Origin of the sequence: Sphaerimonospora sp. CA-214678, assembly GCF_050942215.1 — a bacterium.
Taxonomy (GTDB): Bacteria; Actinomycetota; Actinomycetes; order Streptosporangiales; family Streptosporangiaceae; genus Sphaerimonospora.
Genome location: NZ_CP192056.1, coordinates 5,993,201 through 6,010,784, shown reverse-complemented (window position 1 = coordinate 6,010,784; position 17,584 = coordinate 5,993,201). Strand labels below are relative to the sequence as shown.

14 protein-coding genes are annotated in these 17,584 nt (G+C 69.0%); 8 read left to right on the top strand and 6 right to left on the bottom strand.

From position 1 onward, the window contains the following. Positions 1-5: 5 nt before the first annotated feature. Positions 6-1,454 (bottom strand): DNA repair protein RadA, encoded by a 1,449-nt coding sequence (radA, locus tag ACQP1K_RS26795; protein WP_433498454.1) that lies wholly within the window; start codon positions 1,452-1,454, stop codon positions 6-8. Between the two features lie 54 nt (positions 1,455-1,508). After that, on the bottom strand, positions 1,509-2,207 hold the full coding sequence (locus ACQP1K_RS26790; RefSeq protein WP_433498453.1) for a class I SAM-dependent methyltransferase: 699 nt from the start codon (positions 2,205-2,207) through the stop codon (positions 1,509-1,511). 87 nt (positions 2,208-2,294) lie between these two features. Between ACQP1K_RS26790 and ACQP1K_RS26785 the strand changes: the two genes are divergently transcribed. The 6 genes from ACQP1K_RS26785 to ACQP1K_RS26760 all read left to right on the top strand — a co-directional run bounded on the left by ACQP1K_RS26785 (position 2,295) and on the right by ACQP1K_RS26760 (position 8,693). Then, entirely contained in the window at positions 2,295-3,110 is an 816-nt protein-coding gene (locus ACQP1K_RS26785) for a sugar phosphate isomerase/epimerase family protein (RefSeq protein ID WP_433498452.1), read from the top strand. A gap of 6 nt (positions 3,111-3,116) precedes the next feature. Next, on the top strand, positions 3,117-3,767 hold the full coding sequence (locus tag ACQP1K_RS26780; protein ID WP_433498451.1) for a TetR family transcriptional regulator: 651 nt from the start codon (positions 3,117-3,119) through the stop codon (positions 3,765-3,767). A gap of 230 nt (positions 3,768-3,997) precedes the next feature. After that, positions 3,998-6,115: a (Fe-S)-binding protein gene (locus ACQP1K_RS26775; protein WP_433498450.1), complete on the top strand. Its 2,118-nt coding sequence runs from the start codon at positions 3,998-4,000 to the stop codon at positions 6,113-6,115. 158 nt (positions 6,116-6,273) lie between these two features. Further along, positions 6,274-7,164: a hypothetical protein gene (locus ACQP1K_RS26770; protein ID WP_433498449.1), complete on the top strand. Its 891-nt coding sequence runs from the start codon at positions 6,274-6,276 to the stop codon at positions 7,162-7,164. Next, positions 7,161-8,237, top strand: coding sequence for a glycosyltransferase (locus ACQP1K_RS26765; RefSeq protein ID WP_433498448.1), 1,077 nt, complete (start codon positions 7,161-7,163; stop codon positions 8,235-8,237). Before ACQP1K_RS26770 ends, ACQP1K_RS26765 begins: the two co-directional genes overlap by 4 nt. Positions 8,238-8,411: 174 nt before the next feature. Next, positions 8,412-8,693, top strand: coding sequence for a metal-sensitive transcriptional regulator (locus ACQP1K_RS26760; RefSeq protein WP_055482417.1), 282 nt, complete (start codon positions 8,412-8,414; stop codon positions 8,691-8,693). 226 nt (positions 8,694-8,919) lie between these two features. Here the strand turns inward: ACQP1K_RS26760 and ACQP1K_RS26755 are convergent, their stop codons facing one another. Further along, positions 8,920-9,081 (bottom strand): hypothetical protein, encoded by a 162-nt coding sequence (locus tag ACQP1K_RS26755; protein WP_204016571.1) that lies wholly within the window; start codon positions 9,079-9,081, stop codon positions 8,920-8,922. Between the two features lie 227 nt (positions 9,082-9,308). Next, a complete protein-coding gene (locus tag ACQP1K_RS26750; RefSeq protein WP_433498447.1) occupies positions 9,309-10,451 on the bottom strand; it encodes a hypothetical protein in 1,143 nt (380 codons plus the stop codon). Positions 10,452-11,022: 571 nt separating this feature from the next. Between ACQP1K_RS26750 and ACQP1K_RS26745 the strand changes: the two genes are divergently transcribed. Both ACQP1K_RS26745 and ACQP1K_RS26740 read left to right on the top strand, forming a co-directional pair. Then, entirely contained in the window at positions 11,023-12,318 is a 1,296-nt protein-coding gene (locus tag ACQP1K_RS26745; RefSeq protein WP_433498446.1) for a mannosyltransferase family protein, read from the top strand. Between the two features lie 64 nt (positions 12,319-12,382). After that, on the top strand, positions 12,383-13,468 hold the full coding sequence (locus ACQP1K_RS26740; protein ID WP_433498445.1) for an endonuclease/exonuclease/phosphatase family protein: 1,086 nt from the start codon (positions 12,383-12,385) through the stop codon (positions 13,466-13,468). Positions 13,469-13,622: 154 nt separating this feature from the next. On the opposite strand, the gene ACQP1K_RS26735 is transcribed toward ACQP1K_RS26740, so the two are convergent. Then, the gene (locus ACQP1K_RS26735; protein WP_433498444.1) at positions 13,623-14,147 is read right to left on the bottom strand and encodes a gamma carbonic anhydrase family protein; all 525 of its coding nucleotides are present in this window, start codon (positions 14,145-14,147) and stop codon (positions 13,623-13,625) included. A 48-nt stretch (positions 14,148-14,195) separates the two neighbouring features. After that, entirely contained in the window at positions 14,196-16,451 is a 2,256-nt protein-coding gene (locus tag ACQP1K_RS26730; RefSeq protein WP_433498443.1) for a DUF222 domain-containing protein, read from the bottom strand. Positions 16,452-17,584 lie beyond the last annotated feature (1,133 nt).

The window sequence follows — 17,584 nt, the reverse complement described above, 5'->3', positions numbered from 1 at the left end:
CTGTCTCACTTGACGTGGGCGAGGGCGTCCCAGACGTTGTCGACCTCGGTCACCTCGAAGCCGGGCGCGAAAGCCCTGGCCCGCGCGTCGGACGGCCGCAGGGCGATCAGGTTGCCACGGGCGGCCACGTTGCCGCGGCGCGGCGGCGCCGACTCCAGCGAGTTGCTCTCGTCGTCCAGGGAGCCGGTGGGGACGATGGCCCGGGTGAAGCCCAGCCGGGCCGCCTCGGTCAGCCGCCGCCGCACGTCGCGCACCTGACGCAGCTCGCCCGCCAGCCCGACCTCGCCGAGCACGACGAGCCCGGCGGGCAGCGGGGTGTCGCCGAAGGCGCTCACCACCGACAGCATGAGCGCGAGGTCGACCGACGGATCGGTCAGTCTGATGCCGCCGACGGTGGCGGTGAACACGTCGCATTTGCTGACGCTGGCGCGCAGCCGCCGTTCCATCACCGCGAGCACCAGCGCCACGCGGTAGGGGTCGAGACCGGACGAGGTCCGCCGCGGCTGCGGGGCCTCGGTCGGGCCGACGAGGGCCTGCAACTCGGCCGGGAACGGCCGGGTGCCCTCGATCGTGACCGTGACGCAGGTGCCCGGCACCGGCTCGCGGTGGCGGGACAGGAACATGCCGCTCGGGTCCGAGATGCCGGTGATCCCGCCTTCGTGCAGGTCGAAGCAGCCGACCTCGTCCACCGGGCCGAACCGGTTCTTCACCGCGCGCACCAGCCGCAGACGGGAGTTGCGGTCGCCCTCGAAATGCAGGACCACGTCCACCAGGTGCTCGAGCACCCGGGGGCCGGCGATCGAGCCGTCCTTGGTCACATGACCGACGAGCACGGTGGACATGGCGCGCTCCTTGGCCAGGCGCACCAGGTTGCCCGCGACCTCGCGGACCTGGGTGACGCCGCCCGGCACGCCGCTGGCGTCGGCCGAGCCGATCGTCTGCACCGAGTCGACGATCAGCATCGTCGGCTGCACCTTCTCGACATGGGTGACCAGCGCGGACAGGTCGGTCTCCGCGGCGAGGTACAGCCTGTCCTCGATCGCGCCGATCCGGTCGGCCCGCATCCGCACCTGGGCGGTGGACTCCTCGCCGGTGATGTAGAGCACGGTCTCCCCGCGTGCCGTGCGCGCGGCGGCCTCGAGCAGGAGCGTGGACTTGCCGATGCCCGGCTCACCGGCGAGCAGCACGACGGCGCCGGGCACCAGTCCGCCGCCGAGGACGCGGTCGAGCTCGTCGACCCCGGTCGTCCTTGCGCTGACGGTCTCGGCCTTCACCTGGCCGATCGGCACGGCCGGGGCCGACACGGCGCCGGGCTTGACCACGTTCACACCCTGCCGGGCGGTCGCCTCTTCGACCGTGCCCCAGGCCTGGCACTCCCCGCACCGGCCGACCCACTTGACGGTCGTCCATCCGCACTCGCCGCACCGGTACGCCGGCTTCGCTGCCTTGCTCACGACCGGGAGGCTACCTGGCCCGGCCGACAATCCCCATGGGGGTCGGGCGGCGCTTCAGAAATACCGCCAGCGCAGAACGTTGGGGTAGGCGAGTTCGAGGCCGATCGTCTCCGCGATCGCCTCCTCGGCCACCTCCGGGGTGAACTCGATGCGGAGCACCGCCTCCAGGTCCGCCCGTGACCCGAAGACCATGCGCAGGTCGAGCTCCCTGCGCTGCCAGCCCTGCCGGGACCAGAACCGCTCGACCGCCTCGGGAGAGTGGGACGGCACAGAGCGGAGGAACCAGCGGCCGAAGGCGCCGCGGGAGCCGTCGAGGTCCACGACGAAGGCCGCGCCGCCGCGCCGTACGACCCGGGTCAGCTCCCGCAGGCCCGGCTCGCAGCCCGGTCCGAAGAAGTACGCCCACCGGGCGACGGCCACGTCCACCGACGCGTCGGGCAGCGGCAGCGACTGGGCGGTGCCCGTACGGACTGCGACGTTGTCCAGTGAGGCGCAGCGGGCCGCGGCCGTGGCCGCGAGGCCGGCGTGCGGCTCGACGCCCACGACGCGCCCGGCGGTCACGGCCAGCGAAGGCAGGTGGAAGCCGGTTCCGCAGCCGATGTCGAGCACGGTCGCGCCGTCCCAGGGCCGGATCGCCCGCATGGCGCGATCCACGGCGCCGTCTGGATCCACCGCGCGATTTTCCAGTTCGTAGACCTGGGGGGAGTTCCAGATGTTCGGGCTGGGTATGGCCCCGCTCACGATCCGCGCCATGCGCCCACGATAGGCCTCGCCGGACCCGGACGCGGCTTAGGCTGGATCCGTGAACGGGCGCAGGGACCGCCAGGGGAGGCGGGCTTGATGAGTAACATCCGCGTGCCCAACGCGAAGGTGGCGCTCTCGACGGCGTCGGTCTATCCGGAGCGTACGCCGGATGCTTTCGAGTTGGCCGCACGCCTGGGTTATGACGGTGTCGAGATCATGGTGGGGCAGGATCCGGTGAGCCAGGACGTCGACGTCCTCCAGCGGCTCAGCGATCATTACGAGATCCCGATCCTGGCCGTGCACGCGCCGTGCCTGCTGCTCACGCAGCGGGTCTGGGGCCGTGACCCGTGGGTCAAGCTGCGGCGGGCCCGCGACGCGGCCGAGCGGCTGGGCGCCTCCACCGTGGTGGTCCACCCGCCGTTCCGCTGGCAGCGCGACTACGCCAGGGAGTTCGAGGCCGGGCTGGCGCGCATGCGCGAGGAGACCGACGTCGTCTTCGCGGTGGAGAACATGTTCCCCCTCAGGGCCAGGGGCGGCGAGGTCGTGCCGTACGCGCCGGACTGGGATCCGGTCGACTACGACTTCCCGCAGGTGACGCTCGATCTGTCCCACACGGCGGTGTCCGGCTCCGACGCGATGGAGATGGCCGTCAAGCTCGGGGACCGTCTCTCCCACCTCCATCTGGCCGACGGCGTCGGCACCGCCAACAAGGACGAGCATCTTGTGCCGGGGCGGGGCACACAGCCGTGCGCACAGGTCCTGGAGCGTCTGGCCACCACCGGCTACACCGGCCTCATCGTGTTGGAGATCAACACGCGTAAGGCGGCCAGCCGCACCGAGCGGATCGACGACCTCGCCGAGGCACTCGCCTTCGCCCGGCTGAACTTCGCCGCGTCCGCGGCGGCTTCATGATCGAGCATGACGGAACGCAACCGGACATTGCCGCACGTGGCCGACACGGCGGAGGTACGGCGACGGCCGGGGCGACCCGGCCGCAGGCCCGGCTCGGCCGACACCCGTGGGGAGATCCTCGCCGCAGCGCGCAAGGTCTTCGCCGAGAAGGGATTCGACAAGGCCACGATCCGGGGCATCGCACGGGCCGCCGGGGTCGACCCCGCCCTGGTCCACCATTACTTCGAGACCAAGGACGGGGTGTTCGTCGCGGCCATGCGGCTGCCGTTCGATCCGGCCGTCGTGATCCCCACGATCGTCAACGGTCCGCGTGAGGAGGTCGGCGAACGCCTGGTGCGCTTCATCCTGACGATGACCGGTGATCCGGACGCGCGCGAGCACGTGCTGGGCCTGCTGCGGACCGCAATGGTCAACGAACAGGGTGTGGCCATGGTGCGGGAGTTCTTCTCGTCGGCGGTGCTTGGACGGGTCGGCGCCGAGCTCGGCGTTCCGCAGATCCGGATGCAGACCGCCTTCTCCCAGATGCTGGGCGTGGTCATGGCCAGGCACATCATGCGGCTGGAGCCGCTGGCGTCGGCCGGCACCGAGGAACTGGTCGAGTTGCTGGCCCCCACCATTCAGCGCTACCTGACCGTGTCACCTGACGCGGCTACCTGACCGCGTGACATGCGTGTGTGACATGCGTGTGTGACCCGCGTGTGACCCTCGGCGCATGACCCGATCCGGTCCGACGGCGTACCACCGGGACGGCGCATGACCTGACCCCGCGTAGCCTGGGCCAGAGCCTTGTTCTAGCATCGGCCTTCAAGTAGCCATCGGTGACGGACATATGTTACTGGCCGGTACCATTCGGTGTGCCCTGTCACCGTTCCATATGGGAGGAACCCGTGCTCTGGGTAGCGATAATCGGGCTCGTCATGACCGTGGCCGCGGTCGCCTTGGCCGGACGCCGCGTGCTGTTCCTCTTCCGGCTCGCCACCAGTGGCCAGCCCGCCCCGGAACGGATCGAGTACGCCAGGGCCAACGTCGGCATCGGGATCAAGACCCAGCTGGTGGAGGTCTTCGGCCAGCGCAAGCTGCTGAAATGGACGCCCTCGGGCGTCGCCCACTTCTTCGTGATGTGGGCCTTCTTCATTCTGCTGACCGTCTACATCGAGGCGTACGGCGCGATCATCAAGGGTGCGATCACGGGGCACGCCGACTTCAGCATTCCCCTGATCGGCACCTGGCCGGTGCTGGGCTTCCTGCAGGACTTCATCGCGGTCGCCTGTCTGCTCGGCCTGGTCGCCTTCGCCGTCATCAGGATCAAGAACTCGCCCAAGAAGCTGGGCCGTGACTCCCGGTTCGCCGGCTCCCACCTGGGCGGCGCCTGGCTCACGCTGTTCATGATCTTCAACATCATCTGGACGCTGTTCCTGGCCCGTGCCGCCGCGATCAACACCGGCAACTTCCCTTATGAGTCCGGGGCGTTCGCCTCCGGGGCGGTCGCCGCTCTCCTGCCGCACAGCGAACTGCTGGAGCAGATCGCGCTGCTGCTGCACATCGGCTTCATGCTGGTGTTCCTGGTGTTGGTGGTGAACTCCAAGCACCTGCACATCTTCACCGCGCCGCTGAACGTGCTGTTCTCCCGCCGCCCGGACGGCATGGGCGCGGCGCAGCCGATGCGCAGCAACGGCAAGGTGCTGGACTTCGAGGAGGCCGACCCCGACGTCGACGTCTTCGGCCGCGGCAAGATTCAGGACACGACGTGGAAGGGCTTCCTGGACTTCTACACCTGTACCGAGTGCGGCCGCTGCCAGTCGCAGTGTCCGGCGTGGAACACCGGCAAGCCGCTGTCGCCCAAGATGCTCATCCTGGACCAGCGTGACCACGCGCTGGCGGCGGCGCCGTACCTGCTGGCGAGCGAGGAGGAGCGGGCCGGCTTCGGCGAGGACGTGCTGGCGCTGCTGGACAAGCCGCTGGTGGCCGAGGACGGGGTCATCCATCCCGACGTGCTGTGGTCGTGTACCAACTGCGGCGCGTGCGTGGAGCAGTGCCCGGTGGACATCGAGCACATCGACCACATTCTCGACATGCGCCGCTACCAGGTGATGATCGAGTCGTCCTTCCCCTCCGAGGCGGGCGTCATGCTCAAGAACCTCGAGAACAAGGGCAACCCGTGGGGCATGTCGGAGATGAAGCGGGCCGAGTGGATCGAGGAGCTCGCCAATCTCGATCCACCCGTTGAGGTCCCGATCGTGGACGAGAAGATGCCCGCCGACACCGAGTACCTGTTCTGGGTCGGCTGCGCCGGCGCGCTGGAGGACCGGGCCAAGAAGACCACCAAGGCGGTCGCCGAGCTGCTGCACATCGCCGGGGTGAAGTTCGCCGTGCTGGGCCCGATGGAGGCCTGCACCGGGGATCCGGCCCGCCGGTTGGGCATGGAGTTCCTGTTCAACATGCTCGCCCAGCAGAACATCGAGACGCTCAACGACGCGGGCGTGAAGAAGATCGTGGCGACCTGCCCGCACTGCTTCAACACCCTGGCGAATGAGTATCCGCAGCTCGGCGGCACGTTCGAGGTCGTACACCACACCCAGCTGCTGGCCCGCCTGGTCGAGGAGGGCAGGCTCACCCCGATCACGCCGATCGAGGAGAAGATCACCTACCACGACCCGTGCTTCCTGGGACGGCACAACAAGGTGTACGCCCAGCCGCGCGACATCATGGCCAAGGTCCCCGGCGTCCAGGCGCAGGAGATGCACCGCTGCAAGGACCGCGGGTTCTGCTGCGGCGCCGGCGGCGCGCGCATGTGGATGGAGGAGCGGATCGGCAAGCGCATCAACACCGAGCGGGTGGACGAGGCGCTGACCACCGACCCGGACACCGTCTCCACGGCCTGTCCGTTCTGCCTGGTCATGCTCGGCGACGCGATCAATGAGAAGAAGAACGCGGGTGAGGCCAAGGAGACTCTGGAGGTCGTGGACGTCGCCCAGCTTCTGATCAAATCCGTCAAGGGAGCGTAAAGTGTCTTTGCGGAAAGCATGCACTATTTGTGTAGATAGCGTGTCAATCCGCGAGAAAGTGGGGTTTAGCTGGTGAGGGCGACAAAGTCTTTCTCCACATAACAGGAGAATCACGGTAACCTCAACGTTGGCTCAATCGACGGGGAGGGAGCTGGACGGTGCGCTCGGCAACGAGGCTGACGGGGTTGGTCGTCACCGACGCGGAGGTCACTTTGACCGACGTCCTCTCCCTGCGGATCGCCGTGGAGGAGCCGCTGGCCGACGGCACCCTGCTCGTCCTGCGGTTACGGGGCAGCGGGGTGGAACGCCACGTGACGCTGGGCTCCACCGACCGTGAGTCGGCCACGGGTCGGCGGAGCGGGCGGACGTGGGACGCGAGCGTCGCGGTCTCGCTCGCGCCGCTGGCGCTCACCCCCGGTCGATGGGACGCCTATCTCCAGCAGGGCGACTCCCGGACCCGGATCCGGAGCGTCGACCCGGGCTTCTCGCTCGACCGGCTCGACGCGTACGCGCTGGGGCTGCGCACGATGGCCTACCGCACCTATCGCACCCGCAACGGCTTCCTGGCCATCAAGATCGATCAAGCCGAGCCGGTCGCGGACGTCCGGGCGGTGTGGTTCCGGGAAGGGCGGTTCGAGGTGACCGGGCTGCTCGCCTACACCGGCCTCGGCGACGACGAACAGCATCACGAGGCCAGGCTGACCATGCGGCTCGCCACCCCGGACGGCGGCCCGCCGGCCGGTGATTCACCGGCCGGGACCGCGGAGACCGCGCCTCGGATCGTCGTCGCGGCCACCGTTCACGGGGTCCGTTTCCACGCCGCGCTGTCGCTGTGCGACGTGCTCGCCGCCACCCCGAACGGCCACGGCGTCTGGGTGCCGCACCTGGACGTCGACGGGATGGGCCGGGGGCTGCCGCTGGGGGCCCGGCTCGACGACGTCGAGGGCAAGCGCCGGCGGGTCCCCTATCCCCATGCCCTGATGGACGGCGTTCCGATCAGACCCTCCTTCACCGTCGACGACGAGTTGCGGCTTGAGGTGGGAGAGTGAAGATCACTTTCCTGGTGCCGTCGGCGTACGGCATGCGCGGCGACGTCCGCGCCACCCTGAACCTCGCGGGAGAACTCGCGGCACGGCACGAGGTGGAGGTGGTGAGCGTACGGCGGACCAGGGAGGCGCCCTTCTTCCCCGTCGACCGCCGGGTCACGATGCGGTGGCTGGTGGACGCCCGTCCCCGCGCACGCAGGCTGCTGCCACGCGGGCAGATGCGCACCGAGGTCGCCCTGTGGCGCATGCTGCGCGGACTGCACAGCGAGGTGCTGGTGACCGCCCGGCCGACGCTGAGCGTCCAGGCGGCCAGGCACGCGCCACGGCACGTCATCCGCATCGCGCGGGAGTGGACCCGGCCGGCCGTGCCGGCCCCCGTCCAGCGCTTCTATCCGCGTCTGGACGCCGTCGTGACCAGCACGGAGAGCGGCCGGGAGGAGTGGGCCCGTCTGCTCGAGGACGATCTTTCCGTGCACGCCATCCCGGACGCGCTCCCGGCGGGGCCGTGGCCGCGTTCGCGCATGGACAACCGAATCGTCAGCGCGGGCGGCCGGTTGGTGCGGGGCAAGGCGTACGACCGGCTGATCCGCGCGTTCGCGATAGTCGCGGACAAGCGCCCCGACTGGCGGCTGCGGCTCTATGGCAGCGGGCCCGAGGAACGGCGGCTGCGCGCCCTGGTCCAGGAGCTGGAGCTGCACAACCACGTCTACTTCATGGGAGTCACACCCGATCTGCCGGGGGAGTTCGCCAAGGCGTCCATCATCGCGGTGCCGTCCAGGCAGGAGGTGCTCGGGATGGCGGTGATCGAGGCACTGAGCTGCGGGGTGCCGGTGGTCGGATTCGACGGGGCGCGCGGCCCGCGGGCTTTCCTGCGTCCGGGCCGGGACAGCGTCCTGGTCCACGAGGGCGACGACGAGATCGAGTCGTACGCCGGGGCGCTGCTCGGGCTCGTCGACGACGAGCGCCGCCGCATGTCGCTCGCCGCGGGTGCGCTGGAGTCCGCGTCGGCGCACGCGGCGCCCGCCATCGTCGGCCGCTGGCAGGAACTGATGTACGGCCTGCGCTCTCGGGAGTAGCCGCGGCCCGGCATCGTCTCCGGTGGTGCTCCCCGTGATGCTCAGGGTGTTGCTCGCGATGTCGTCCCGACGTCGTCCCGAGGTTGCTCAGGTGTCGTTCTTGCGGGCGACAAGGGAGTGCGATATGGGCTGCGACATCGGGTTTCGATACGGGGAGAGGGTATGGTGGGCAGCATGCACGGGTACAGCGGGGACAAGCAGGCATACCTCACCCGCCTGCGCCGGATCGAGGGCCAGATCCGCGGGTTGCAGCGGATGGTCGAGGAGGATGCGTACTGCATCGACATCCTCACCCAGGTGTCCGCGGCCACCCGCGCTCTGCAGGCCGTGGCCCTAGGGCTGCTGGAGGACCACATCGGGCACTGTGTCGCGGAGGCCGTGAGCCACGGTGGGCCGCAGGCCGAGGAGAAGGTGAAGGAGGCCTCGGCCGCCATCGCCCGCCTCGTCCGATCGTGAGCCGGAATGGTTCCGTACGGAGCGGTCAATACGAGCGGTACGAGTGGTTTCGCACGATCTGTCCGCACGATCTGTCCGTAAGATCTGTCCGTACGAGCGGCTCCATATGAAGCCCGCGGCTTGAGCCCGCCCGCTCGAGTTCGCCCCACTCGGGGCCGCGCCGCCGGGGAAGCGGCGGCACCCGTCCCGGACTCGATGAGAACAGTCCGGGACGGCCGCTATGGCTTCAGTGGCTCGCCGAAGTCCGCAACCCAAGCGCGTTGTCGAGCTCTTCCAAGGTCAGTCGGTCGTCTGCGATGTTCACGGCCTCCAGCACCTCGGCGTAGAGAGCGATCTCGTCCAACGCGACACGGTCATGGACCCGAGAGTCCAGATCGTCGTGCCCCACCGCGTCGTCCTTCCTTCCGCAGCCCACACCCATCACGAGGTTACGTCCGGGTACCTTTGCTGGACATGGCCCATCGGGACCATTCCGCCGGGCGTCATCCGTCCCCCCGTGACCATTTCCGCGATGGCGGGATCACGATTTGATGAAACGGTTGGTGATGGTGAGAAAGGATTGCTAAGCGGGTAAGACGGAAATATCACCAACTCTCCGATCTTGAGGTCGTGCGGCTATGACCCCGCCCACGTCGGGGGAAGTGGATCGTCCCGCTCGTGGATCAGGCATTGGACGACCGCACGGCAGACGGCGAAGCCGTTCGTCGGGGTGGACGTGCCGGTGAGCCGGCACCAGGCCAACCCGGTGGCGTAGGCGGAGCCGAGCAGCGCGGCCGCGGTGTCGCGGTCCGGGGGAAGAATCCCGACCGGGAGGACGCCGTTTCGCGGCCAGCACCCGCGCAGGGGATGCCGTGGATCCGAAAGCGCGCTGTACAGCGCGTCCCGCAACTCGTCGTCGATCCACGGGTAGATGCGCGTCACGATATCGGCGGTGCCGGAGGCGCCGGGCGCCCAGTGTGGTTCCGCTGTGCCGCACACCCCCGCCACGTCGGCGGCGAGCAGGGCGGCGGCGGCCGTTCTGGGATCGATCCCCCGCACGGCGAGGTAGCCCAGCGCCTCCACCATGTCGTACAGGCTGTGCCGGAAGTGGTCTCCGGCCGAGAGCTCGGGCAGCGTCGCCGCGACCAGGTGCGGCGGACAGCGTGCCAGCCAGGCCTGCCGTACGGCACCCGCATGAAGAGCCTGGTGGTCGAGCCAGGGCTGGGCGGAGAGCGGTCCGACCATCGCGAGCAGGGCGTCGGCCCGGGGGCGGAACCGGGCGTCAGCGCGCAGCACGGCCGCGGTCTCGGCCATCACACTCGCCAGGTGGAGGCCGGCCTGCTCGGCTCCCGACCGCATCCGCTCGGTGAAGATGGTCACGAGAGCGTCGAATGATCCCATCGGCAGCCAGCGCACCCAGTCGTCACCCGGTAGCGGCCGGGTGATGAACTCGCCGAAAGTCGACAGCAGCACCTCGTTGCCGTCGAAGGCGGGCGCGTAGGCGCACCACATGATCGTGCCCCAGATGGCCGCGATCGTTCCGGTGACGTCCCGGGCGAAGACCTCCCCGAACCCTCCGGTCAGGGGGAACTCATCGAGCGGTGCGCCCCGATGGGTCTTGATCAGCACCCGGATCCCCTCGGTGACGTCATACGGCACGTCAGGCCCCACGAACGCCTGGGTGGACCCCCGGTCGTAGGCGAAGTCGGGACCCGTGGGGATCAACTGGGGCGGCACCGGCGGTATCGGCGTTCCGAATACTCCCGGTGCCACGCGCATTCCTGGTGCTCCGGGTGCTTCCGGGCGCGCTGCCGACCGGATCGCGGGATGCGACGGAGGAGCGGACAGATGCCAGTGGCCGTCCGTGCTGTTGAGCCTGTACCACCGGGCATACGCGCCGAACACCCACCGTGAGCCGTCCGGAGTGCTCAGCACGCGCTGGGCGATGGCCTGGTTCTTCGTGATCGGGGGAAGCGTGATCCAGCGCGGATCACCGACTATGGCGCGAACATCCCGTTCCGTCGCCGTGAACCCGTCCCACCACACGCGGCCATGCTAGTTCGGCGGTGGTCGTGCGGCACTGTCACGGCCTTGTCGGCGGCACTGTCAATGGCACTCCATGGCACTCCATGGCACTCCATGGCACTGTCGACGGCACTCCACGGCACTCCACGGCACTCCACGGCACCGCTGCGGCGCTGCCTCGGTGGTTCGCCGGTGGTTCCGCGCTGCAAGTTTCATATAGTGCAAACAGGTTGACCTGCCAGAATGCCGAAAGGGGCGACGGGCGACCACAAAGTGATCGTAACCTCTTGGCATAACCCTTTCCCGACCTGTGGAATAGGCCATCGTGACGGAGATTCAGCGCAGGGGGTCCGAGCAGGAGACGGTCTCCGGCGATGCCGCGCCGGAGAGCACGGTTGCCGACGGCGTGAGCGCGGAGGGCGCGGCGAAGCCTGACGGCGGGCGGGTCGACCCGCCGCCGAAGCCCGGCCCGTCATCACGCATCTCCAGCGCCATGTCGTCTTCGTCCCGGATGTCGTCCCGGGTGCTGTCACACCCGGGTGACCGTACGGCCCTGCTCATCTGGTTCTTCTGGCACGTCGCCACGTACATCTACATGGTGCTGGCGGCCCCAGGCCGTACAGAGGCTCCCATCCTCGACCGGCTCACGCCGTGGGACTCCGACAATTTCATCGCCATCGCCCAGTACGGCTATGACGGCCCGCCGGACATGCCCGACGCACCGAAGCTCACCGCCTTCTTCCCGGGCCTGCCACTGCTTCTGCGCTCCATGCATGTGGTCATCGAGGACTGGAGCCTCGCGATCGTCCTGGTCTCGTTCGTCGCGAGCGCCGTCGTGGCGGTGGCGCTGTCGCGGCTGAGCGAGTCGTACCGCGAGGGCAGCGGCGTCTGGACCGTGCTGGCGTTCTTCCTCAGCCCCTTCGCGGTGTTCATGCTCGCGGGGTATTCGGAGGCGCCGTTCCTCGCGCTGGCGATCCCCGCGTGGCTGCTGGCCCGCCGGGGCCGCTGGGAAGCCGCGGTCGTCTGCGCGGCCTTCGCGTCGTGTGTCCGCATCTCCGGACTCTTCCTCGCCCTCGGCCTGGCCGTGATGTTCCTCGTCGCACGCAACGGCCTGCGCGGCGTCGGCTGGCGCAAGATCCCGTGGCTGGCGCTGCCGGGGGTCCCGGTGCTGGCCTACATGCTCTATTTGTGGGGTCGTACCGGAAACCCGCTGGAGTGGAAGCACGTCGAGGCGGAGTACTGGGGTCGCTACGCGGAACTGCCCTGGACGGTGCTCAAGAACACGTGGCAGCGCTCAATGGAAGATCCGGTAAGCCTGCAGACGTCCTATCGTGAGGAGATCCTGGCGGCCGCCGTGCTGGTGGTGCTGATCATCTGGCAACTCGTCCGTCGCCGGTGGGCCGAGCTGGCCTATCTCGCGCCGCAGGCCGTCGCGCTACTCGCGATGTCGTCCTTCTACATGTCGGTGGGCCGGGCCTCGCTGCTGTGGTGGCCGCTCTACCTGTCGATCGGCATCACCGGAGCGCGAAAGCCCTGGGTCTTCATGGCCTACCTATCGGTTGCGGCACCGGTCATGGCAATCAATGTCGGAAATTTCACCACTGGCGCCTGGGTGGGGTGATCGATTTCTGGCTATGTCACCGGTTATGGGGGGATATGTCGCTCATAACCGGTCGGGGTGGCCGATGGTGCTCGCCGGTTTCGCGGTCATCTCGATGACGATGGCCTGCACCACGACCGTCGAGCACGCCGGTGCCCGGGGAGCGCCCGGACGCTCCGGGGCCACCGACGGCAGGACCGACAGCAGGGCTGACGGCAGGACTGATGGCGGGACAGACGACAGGACTGATGGCCGGGTCGGTGGTCGTGTCGGTGGCAGGGCTGACGAACGGGCCGGCGGCAGTGTCGGTGACAGACCCCAGAACGAGGCCGGGGCCGGCGGACACCGGGTCAACGTGCTGACTTATAACGTCTGCGCGGCCGACAACCGGGACGGCACCTGCACCCGCGACCTGACCCGGGCACGGCGAAAGCTGTGGGCGAGCCGGGTGGCCGGGCTCATCAAAAGCCGGAAGGTGGACGTCGCGTCCTTCACTGAGATGTGCTACGCCCAGGTGAACCTCCTGAAGCGCGAGCTTCCCCACTACCGGATGGTCTGGCACGGCATAGCCCGGGGTGGCGGGAACAAATGCCGCCGGCTCTGGAGCGACCTCCTCGCCACGAAGACGACGCCGCCGGATGGAAAGCGCTTCGGGATGGCCCTCGTGCTGAAAGGCCGCGTCGACGGTGCTCCGCTGCGGCGGATGCTCAGGGTGGATCGGGCTCCGGCCCGCGAGGACGCCACGATTCACCCGCGTGGCCTGCTATGCGCGCGAACCACCGTTGGCCCCCGCCGCTCGGTGTGCTGCGTGACACACATCTCGGACACCGAGTCCCCCCGACAGGTGATCGACATCGTCGCACGGTACGCCCGCCGCAGTCCGGTGATCCTGAGCGGTGACTTCAACCGTCTGCCCGAAGACCGCCAGCTCACTCCCGTGTACGGCCTCGGCCTGGGCAAGGGCGAATACACCGAGGTGGATGCGGTGCCGCCTGGCGAAACCGAGCAGACGGCCACACCCACGACCAGGGGTGGCCGAAAGATCGACTACATCTTCGCCAGCGAGGACGACTACCGTATGGCGGGTGCCCAGGTGATCAAGACTCGGCCTGAGCTTTCCGACCACAGGCCGCTGGTCGGAACACTCATCATGAAAGCCCGCGTTCTATAGCCCGCGCCGACTTCGCTGCGCCGAAGGCGGTCGGAGCCGAGCCGGTCGGAGCGGAGTCAGCCGGAGCGGAGTCAGCCGGAGTGAGGGTCCGTTTGAGGAAAGCCCGCCTTATGAAAGCGGCTCGGGTCTCACGACGGCCCCAACGCGAGGCGCATCACAACTCCACGGCCTGCGAATGGCGGCGTGCCTTGGCCCGGTACCGCTCCGGCGTTCGGGCGAAGGAGGCCCGATCGTCGTCGGTGAGTTCACGGACGATCTTCACGGGAATCCCGGCGGCCAGGACGCCGGCTGGGATCTTCCTGCCCGGTGGGACCACGGCTCCGGCCGCGACCAGAGAACCCGCTCCGATCACCGCGCCACCGAGCACGACAGCGCCGATCCCGATGAGTGCCCCAGTCTCCACCCTGGCACCGTGGACCATCGCGCGGTGGCCCAGGCTTACCCGCTCGTCCAGGATCGCGGGCTCCCCGGGGTCCGCATGAAGACAGCACAGATCCTGAATGTTGCAGTCCGCGCCGACCTCGATCCGCTCGTCGTCGCCCCGCAACACGGAGCCGTACCAGACGTTGGACCCCCGATCGAGCCGCACCCGCCCGACCACCACCGCGCCCGGCGCCACCCACGCCTCGGGATGAATGATCGGAGTGTCGTCGTCGTCCAGACCAGCTATGTACGGCATGTCGCCATGATTCCATGGGCACCGTGAGCAGCCCGTCGCGGCATCTTCTCACGACGGCCGTGACCCATATGGGGAAAGCTGATCAAGGGCATGCGGGACCGCGTCTCGGCCGGGCCGCCGTTCACACGGAGGCGGTGTCGGCTCACGTCGGTGTTTTCTGGTGGGTGAGGGGCCGATGTAGGTGAATTCCCAGCGGTCGGGGCCGATCTGGCGGCGTCGGTAGCGGTCGGGGTGCAGGTAGCGGTCGCGGTTGTGGAATTGGCAGGCGGGGCCGAGTCTGGCCAGGTCGGTGTGGCCGCCTTCGCTCCAGTTGTCGAGGTGGTCGACTTGGCACATGCTTGCCGGGAGCGGGCAGCCTTTCACCCAGCAGGTGTCGTAGCGGGCGGCGATGGCGCGGCGTTGGGCGGGGGTGGCCAGGCGGGTTTTGCGGCCCATGTCCAGGACCTGTCCGTCGGCGTTCATGACCAGGCGGACGAGGGTGGAGGTGCGGGCCAGGCGGTGGATGTCGGTGATCGGCAGCAGGTGTCCGGTGGACAGCAGCAGCCCGGGCAGGGTGCGCAGCACCGACTGCCACCGCCGGTCCCCGGCCTCGCATCCCGCATCCCCGGGCCCGCCGGTGTTCGCACCCCCGGCGTCCACGTTTCCGGTTCCTCTGCCGCCGGCTCCCATGCCCCCACGGGGATTGCCGCTGTTGAGGTCGCCGGTGGTGGGGTCGCCTCTGCCAGTGCCGCTCCTATGGGGGTCTCCGCTGCCGGGGTCTTCGGTGATGGGGTTTGTTCGGTGGGAGTCGACGGCGGCGCCGGTGGGAGTGGTGTTCGCGGTGTCATCGTCTTCGCCGGCCCAGTGGTCGATCCGGGTGCGGGTTCCCGTGCGGGTTCCCGTGCGGATTTCCGTGTGGTTCTCGGTCGCCGGCTGGTCAGTGCTTCCGGTCTCGGTGAAAGCGCTGGGCTTGTCACCGCTCCTGGGGGCAGGGTGGACGGAGGTCCGGCGTGGTTCGGCTGACCTCTCGGTGGGTTGCCCGGGGTCCTGTCCGCAGGGGGGATCATCGCCTGGAGCGGCGTCCCCACGGCCGCCTCCGTGGCCGGTCCCGGGAAGGGCTCCGGGAATGAAGCCGGAAGCGGGCTCGGGGGCGGATTCGAGAGCAGGCTCGGGAGCGGGGTCGGGCGTGTGATCAGGGCCGGGGTCCCCACCGGGGTCTTCGTCGGTGTCCTCGCGGGTCTCCGGGCCGGTCGCCTTGCCGGTCGCACGCGCCGGGCCATCGCTCCGGACGGTGTCACCCGGCGTGGCGTCACCGGGCGCGGCGTTTTCAGACGCGATGTCACCAGGCACGGTGTCGCCGGGAGCGGCATCGCCGGGCTGGGCGTCGTCGGACGCGGTGTCGCCGAGCCTCGCGTCGTCGGGCGTGGCGTCCCCGGACGAGCTGTCTGTGGGCGGGGTATCGCCCGGTGGGGTGCTGCCGGGTGGGGTGTCGCTGAGCCTCGCATCGCCGGGTGCGGACTCGCTGGGAGTGGTGCCGTGAGGGGTGGGGTCGTCGGGGAGGGATTCGGCGTTGATCAACACCAGGAGTTCGGTGGTGATCTGCTGTTCCAGCAGCGCGATCAGCGCGTCGGCGTTACGGACCCGCAGCGGCCGGTCATCCCCCTGCGCCTTGGGCCTGGCGTAGGCGTCCAGCAGCGCCCGCAGCCGGGCGGCGGCCTCCCGCGGCAGACGGAACTCCCCCTCCACCCCGCCGGCATCGGTCTCCCGCACCAGCAGGAACCGGGCATCGTCATCGGCACCGGCATCCCGGAGCTCCCCATCGGGGTCCAGCACCGCGCGGAGATACCGTCCCGCTTTGGCGATCTCCTGCGGCCCGGCGGAATCGGCCAGCTCCAGCAGGATCGTCTCGGCCTTGACCGCGTCCGCATCGCTCAGCCCGGTGGTGGCCGCGCAGATCGCCGAGACCACCGCCTCGGCCAGGTTCCCGGCGGCGAAGCGTGCCCGCACCTCAGGCAGGCGTTCCAGCTCGACGCCCAGGGCCACGGTGCGGTAAGCCGCCCGGCGGCTCATCCCGCACACCGACCGCAGCCACGTCCTCGTCGAGGCGTGTCCCGCCTGCCGGGCCGCCCCGGCCGCGTGCACCCGCCCGGCACGCAGAGCGATCGCCGCCTCCAGCCGGTCCCGCGCGAACGCCAGCTCCTCCAGCTGCGCCAGGCACACCTCCACCGCCTCCGGGACAGGAGTCACCGCCACCGCCAGCGCGGCCTCCCGCACCTGACTCACCAACGGCCACGACAACACCCCGTCCACATCCACCGCGCCCACCGCGTCCGTGGAACCCGCCGCACACCCATCGCCCAAGCCGTCCGAAGAACCGTCCGTGTAACCGCTTGAACCATCAGCTGCGGGACCGTCCGAAGAGCCATCCGGAGCGTCACCCGAGGCACCCTCGGAAGGGGCGTCCGAGGTGCCGTCCGCGACACCGCCCGGAGAATCACCCCCGGGACCGGCCGTCGAAGCGGCTGAAGCACCATCTGGAGAGTCACCGGGGGAACCGCTCGCGGGGCCGCTTGCAGCATCAGCTGCGGGACCGTCCGAAGGACCATCCGGGGCATCACGTGAGGGGCCGTCCTCGGAAGCGTCCGAAGTATCACCCGTGGTGCCGGCCTCGGAAGCGCCCGGAGCATCACTCGAGACGCCATGCGAGGAGCCACTGGACGGGGTATCCGCAGTCTCCCGGATACGCCGCCATCGGGCGTCATTGTCACGGTCGTCGACGTGCGCCGGAGGAGCATCCGCCGTTGAAGCCGTACCAGCGGAGGCACCATCGACAGAGCCGGTATCACCGGAGCCGCCATGCACCACCCGGCCGGAAGACACACTCTCCAGGAGCGTACGGGCGAGGGAAACAGCGGGAACGGCGGGAACGGCGGCGAGCCAGTCGGGCCAGCCGGACCACGACGCGGCCCCTTGCCGACCGCCGGAGGAGCGGGCAGACGCACGCGCCGACGCCTCGGCCCGCACTGCGGCCCACCACTCAGGACCCAGCAGCGACCGAGTCCGGAAAGGCGGCGTACCCGAATCGAACGGTCCGAGTGGCTGGGTCAGCTCCGCCGGCTCCATGCATCCCCCTTCCTGACTTCTCGTGAGCACTGCTGCATCGAAAATCTGTACTAATAGTCTCACGAAAGGCAAGGGAACAGCAACATTTTTCGCCGCTTAATTGAAAATAATTATGAGATATAAACGGAGTTTGCAACGGATGCACTTGATGTCGGAAATGAGGGATTGGGGGATGTGTGATGGTGGATCAAAAGAGATGTTTACTCCGTGTCTCGGGGTGCGTGCAGGGGGATGCCGCGAGGCTGTGGACATCTCGGGTCAAGATCGATTCCGCTGATCAGATGTCACTGATCAGATCTCACCGATCACGTGCGGCTGATCAGATGTCACCGATC

Coding starts and splice junctions, on each gene's coding strand:
- ACQP1K_RS26790 (WP_433498453.1), bottom strand. CDS start 2,207: ATGGCGCGGATCGTGAGCGGGGCCATACCCAGCCCGAACATCTGGAAC.
- ACQP1K_RS26785 (WP_433498452.1), top strand. CDS start 2,295: ATGAGTAACATCCGCGTGCCCAACGCGAAGGTGGCGCTCTCGACGGCG.
- ACQP1K_RS26780 (WP_433498451.1), top strand. CDS start 3,117: ATGACGGAACGCAACCGGACATTGCCGCACGTGGCCGACACGGCGGAG.
- ACQP1K_RS26760 (WP_055482417.1), top strand. CDS start 8,412: ATGCACGGGTACAGCGGGGACAAGCAGGCATACCTCACCCGCCTGCGC.
- ACQP1K_RS26750 (WP_433498447.1), bottom strand. CDS start 10,451: ATGCGCGTGGCACCGGGAGTATTCGGAACGCCGATACCGCCGGTGCCG.
- ACQP1K_RS26740 (WP_433498445.1), top strand. CDS start 12,383: ATGGTGCTCGCCGGTTTCGCGGTCATCTCGATGACGATGGCCTGCACC.
- ACQP1K_RS26735 (WP_433498444.1), bottom strand. CDS start 14,147: ATGCCGTACATAGCTGGTCTGGACGACGACGACACTCCGATCATTCAT.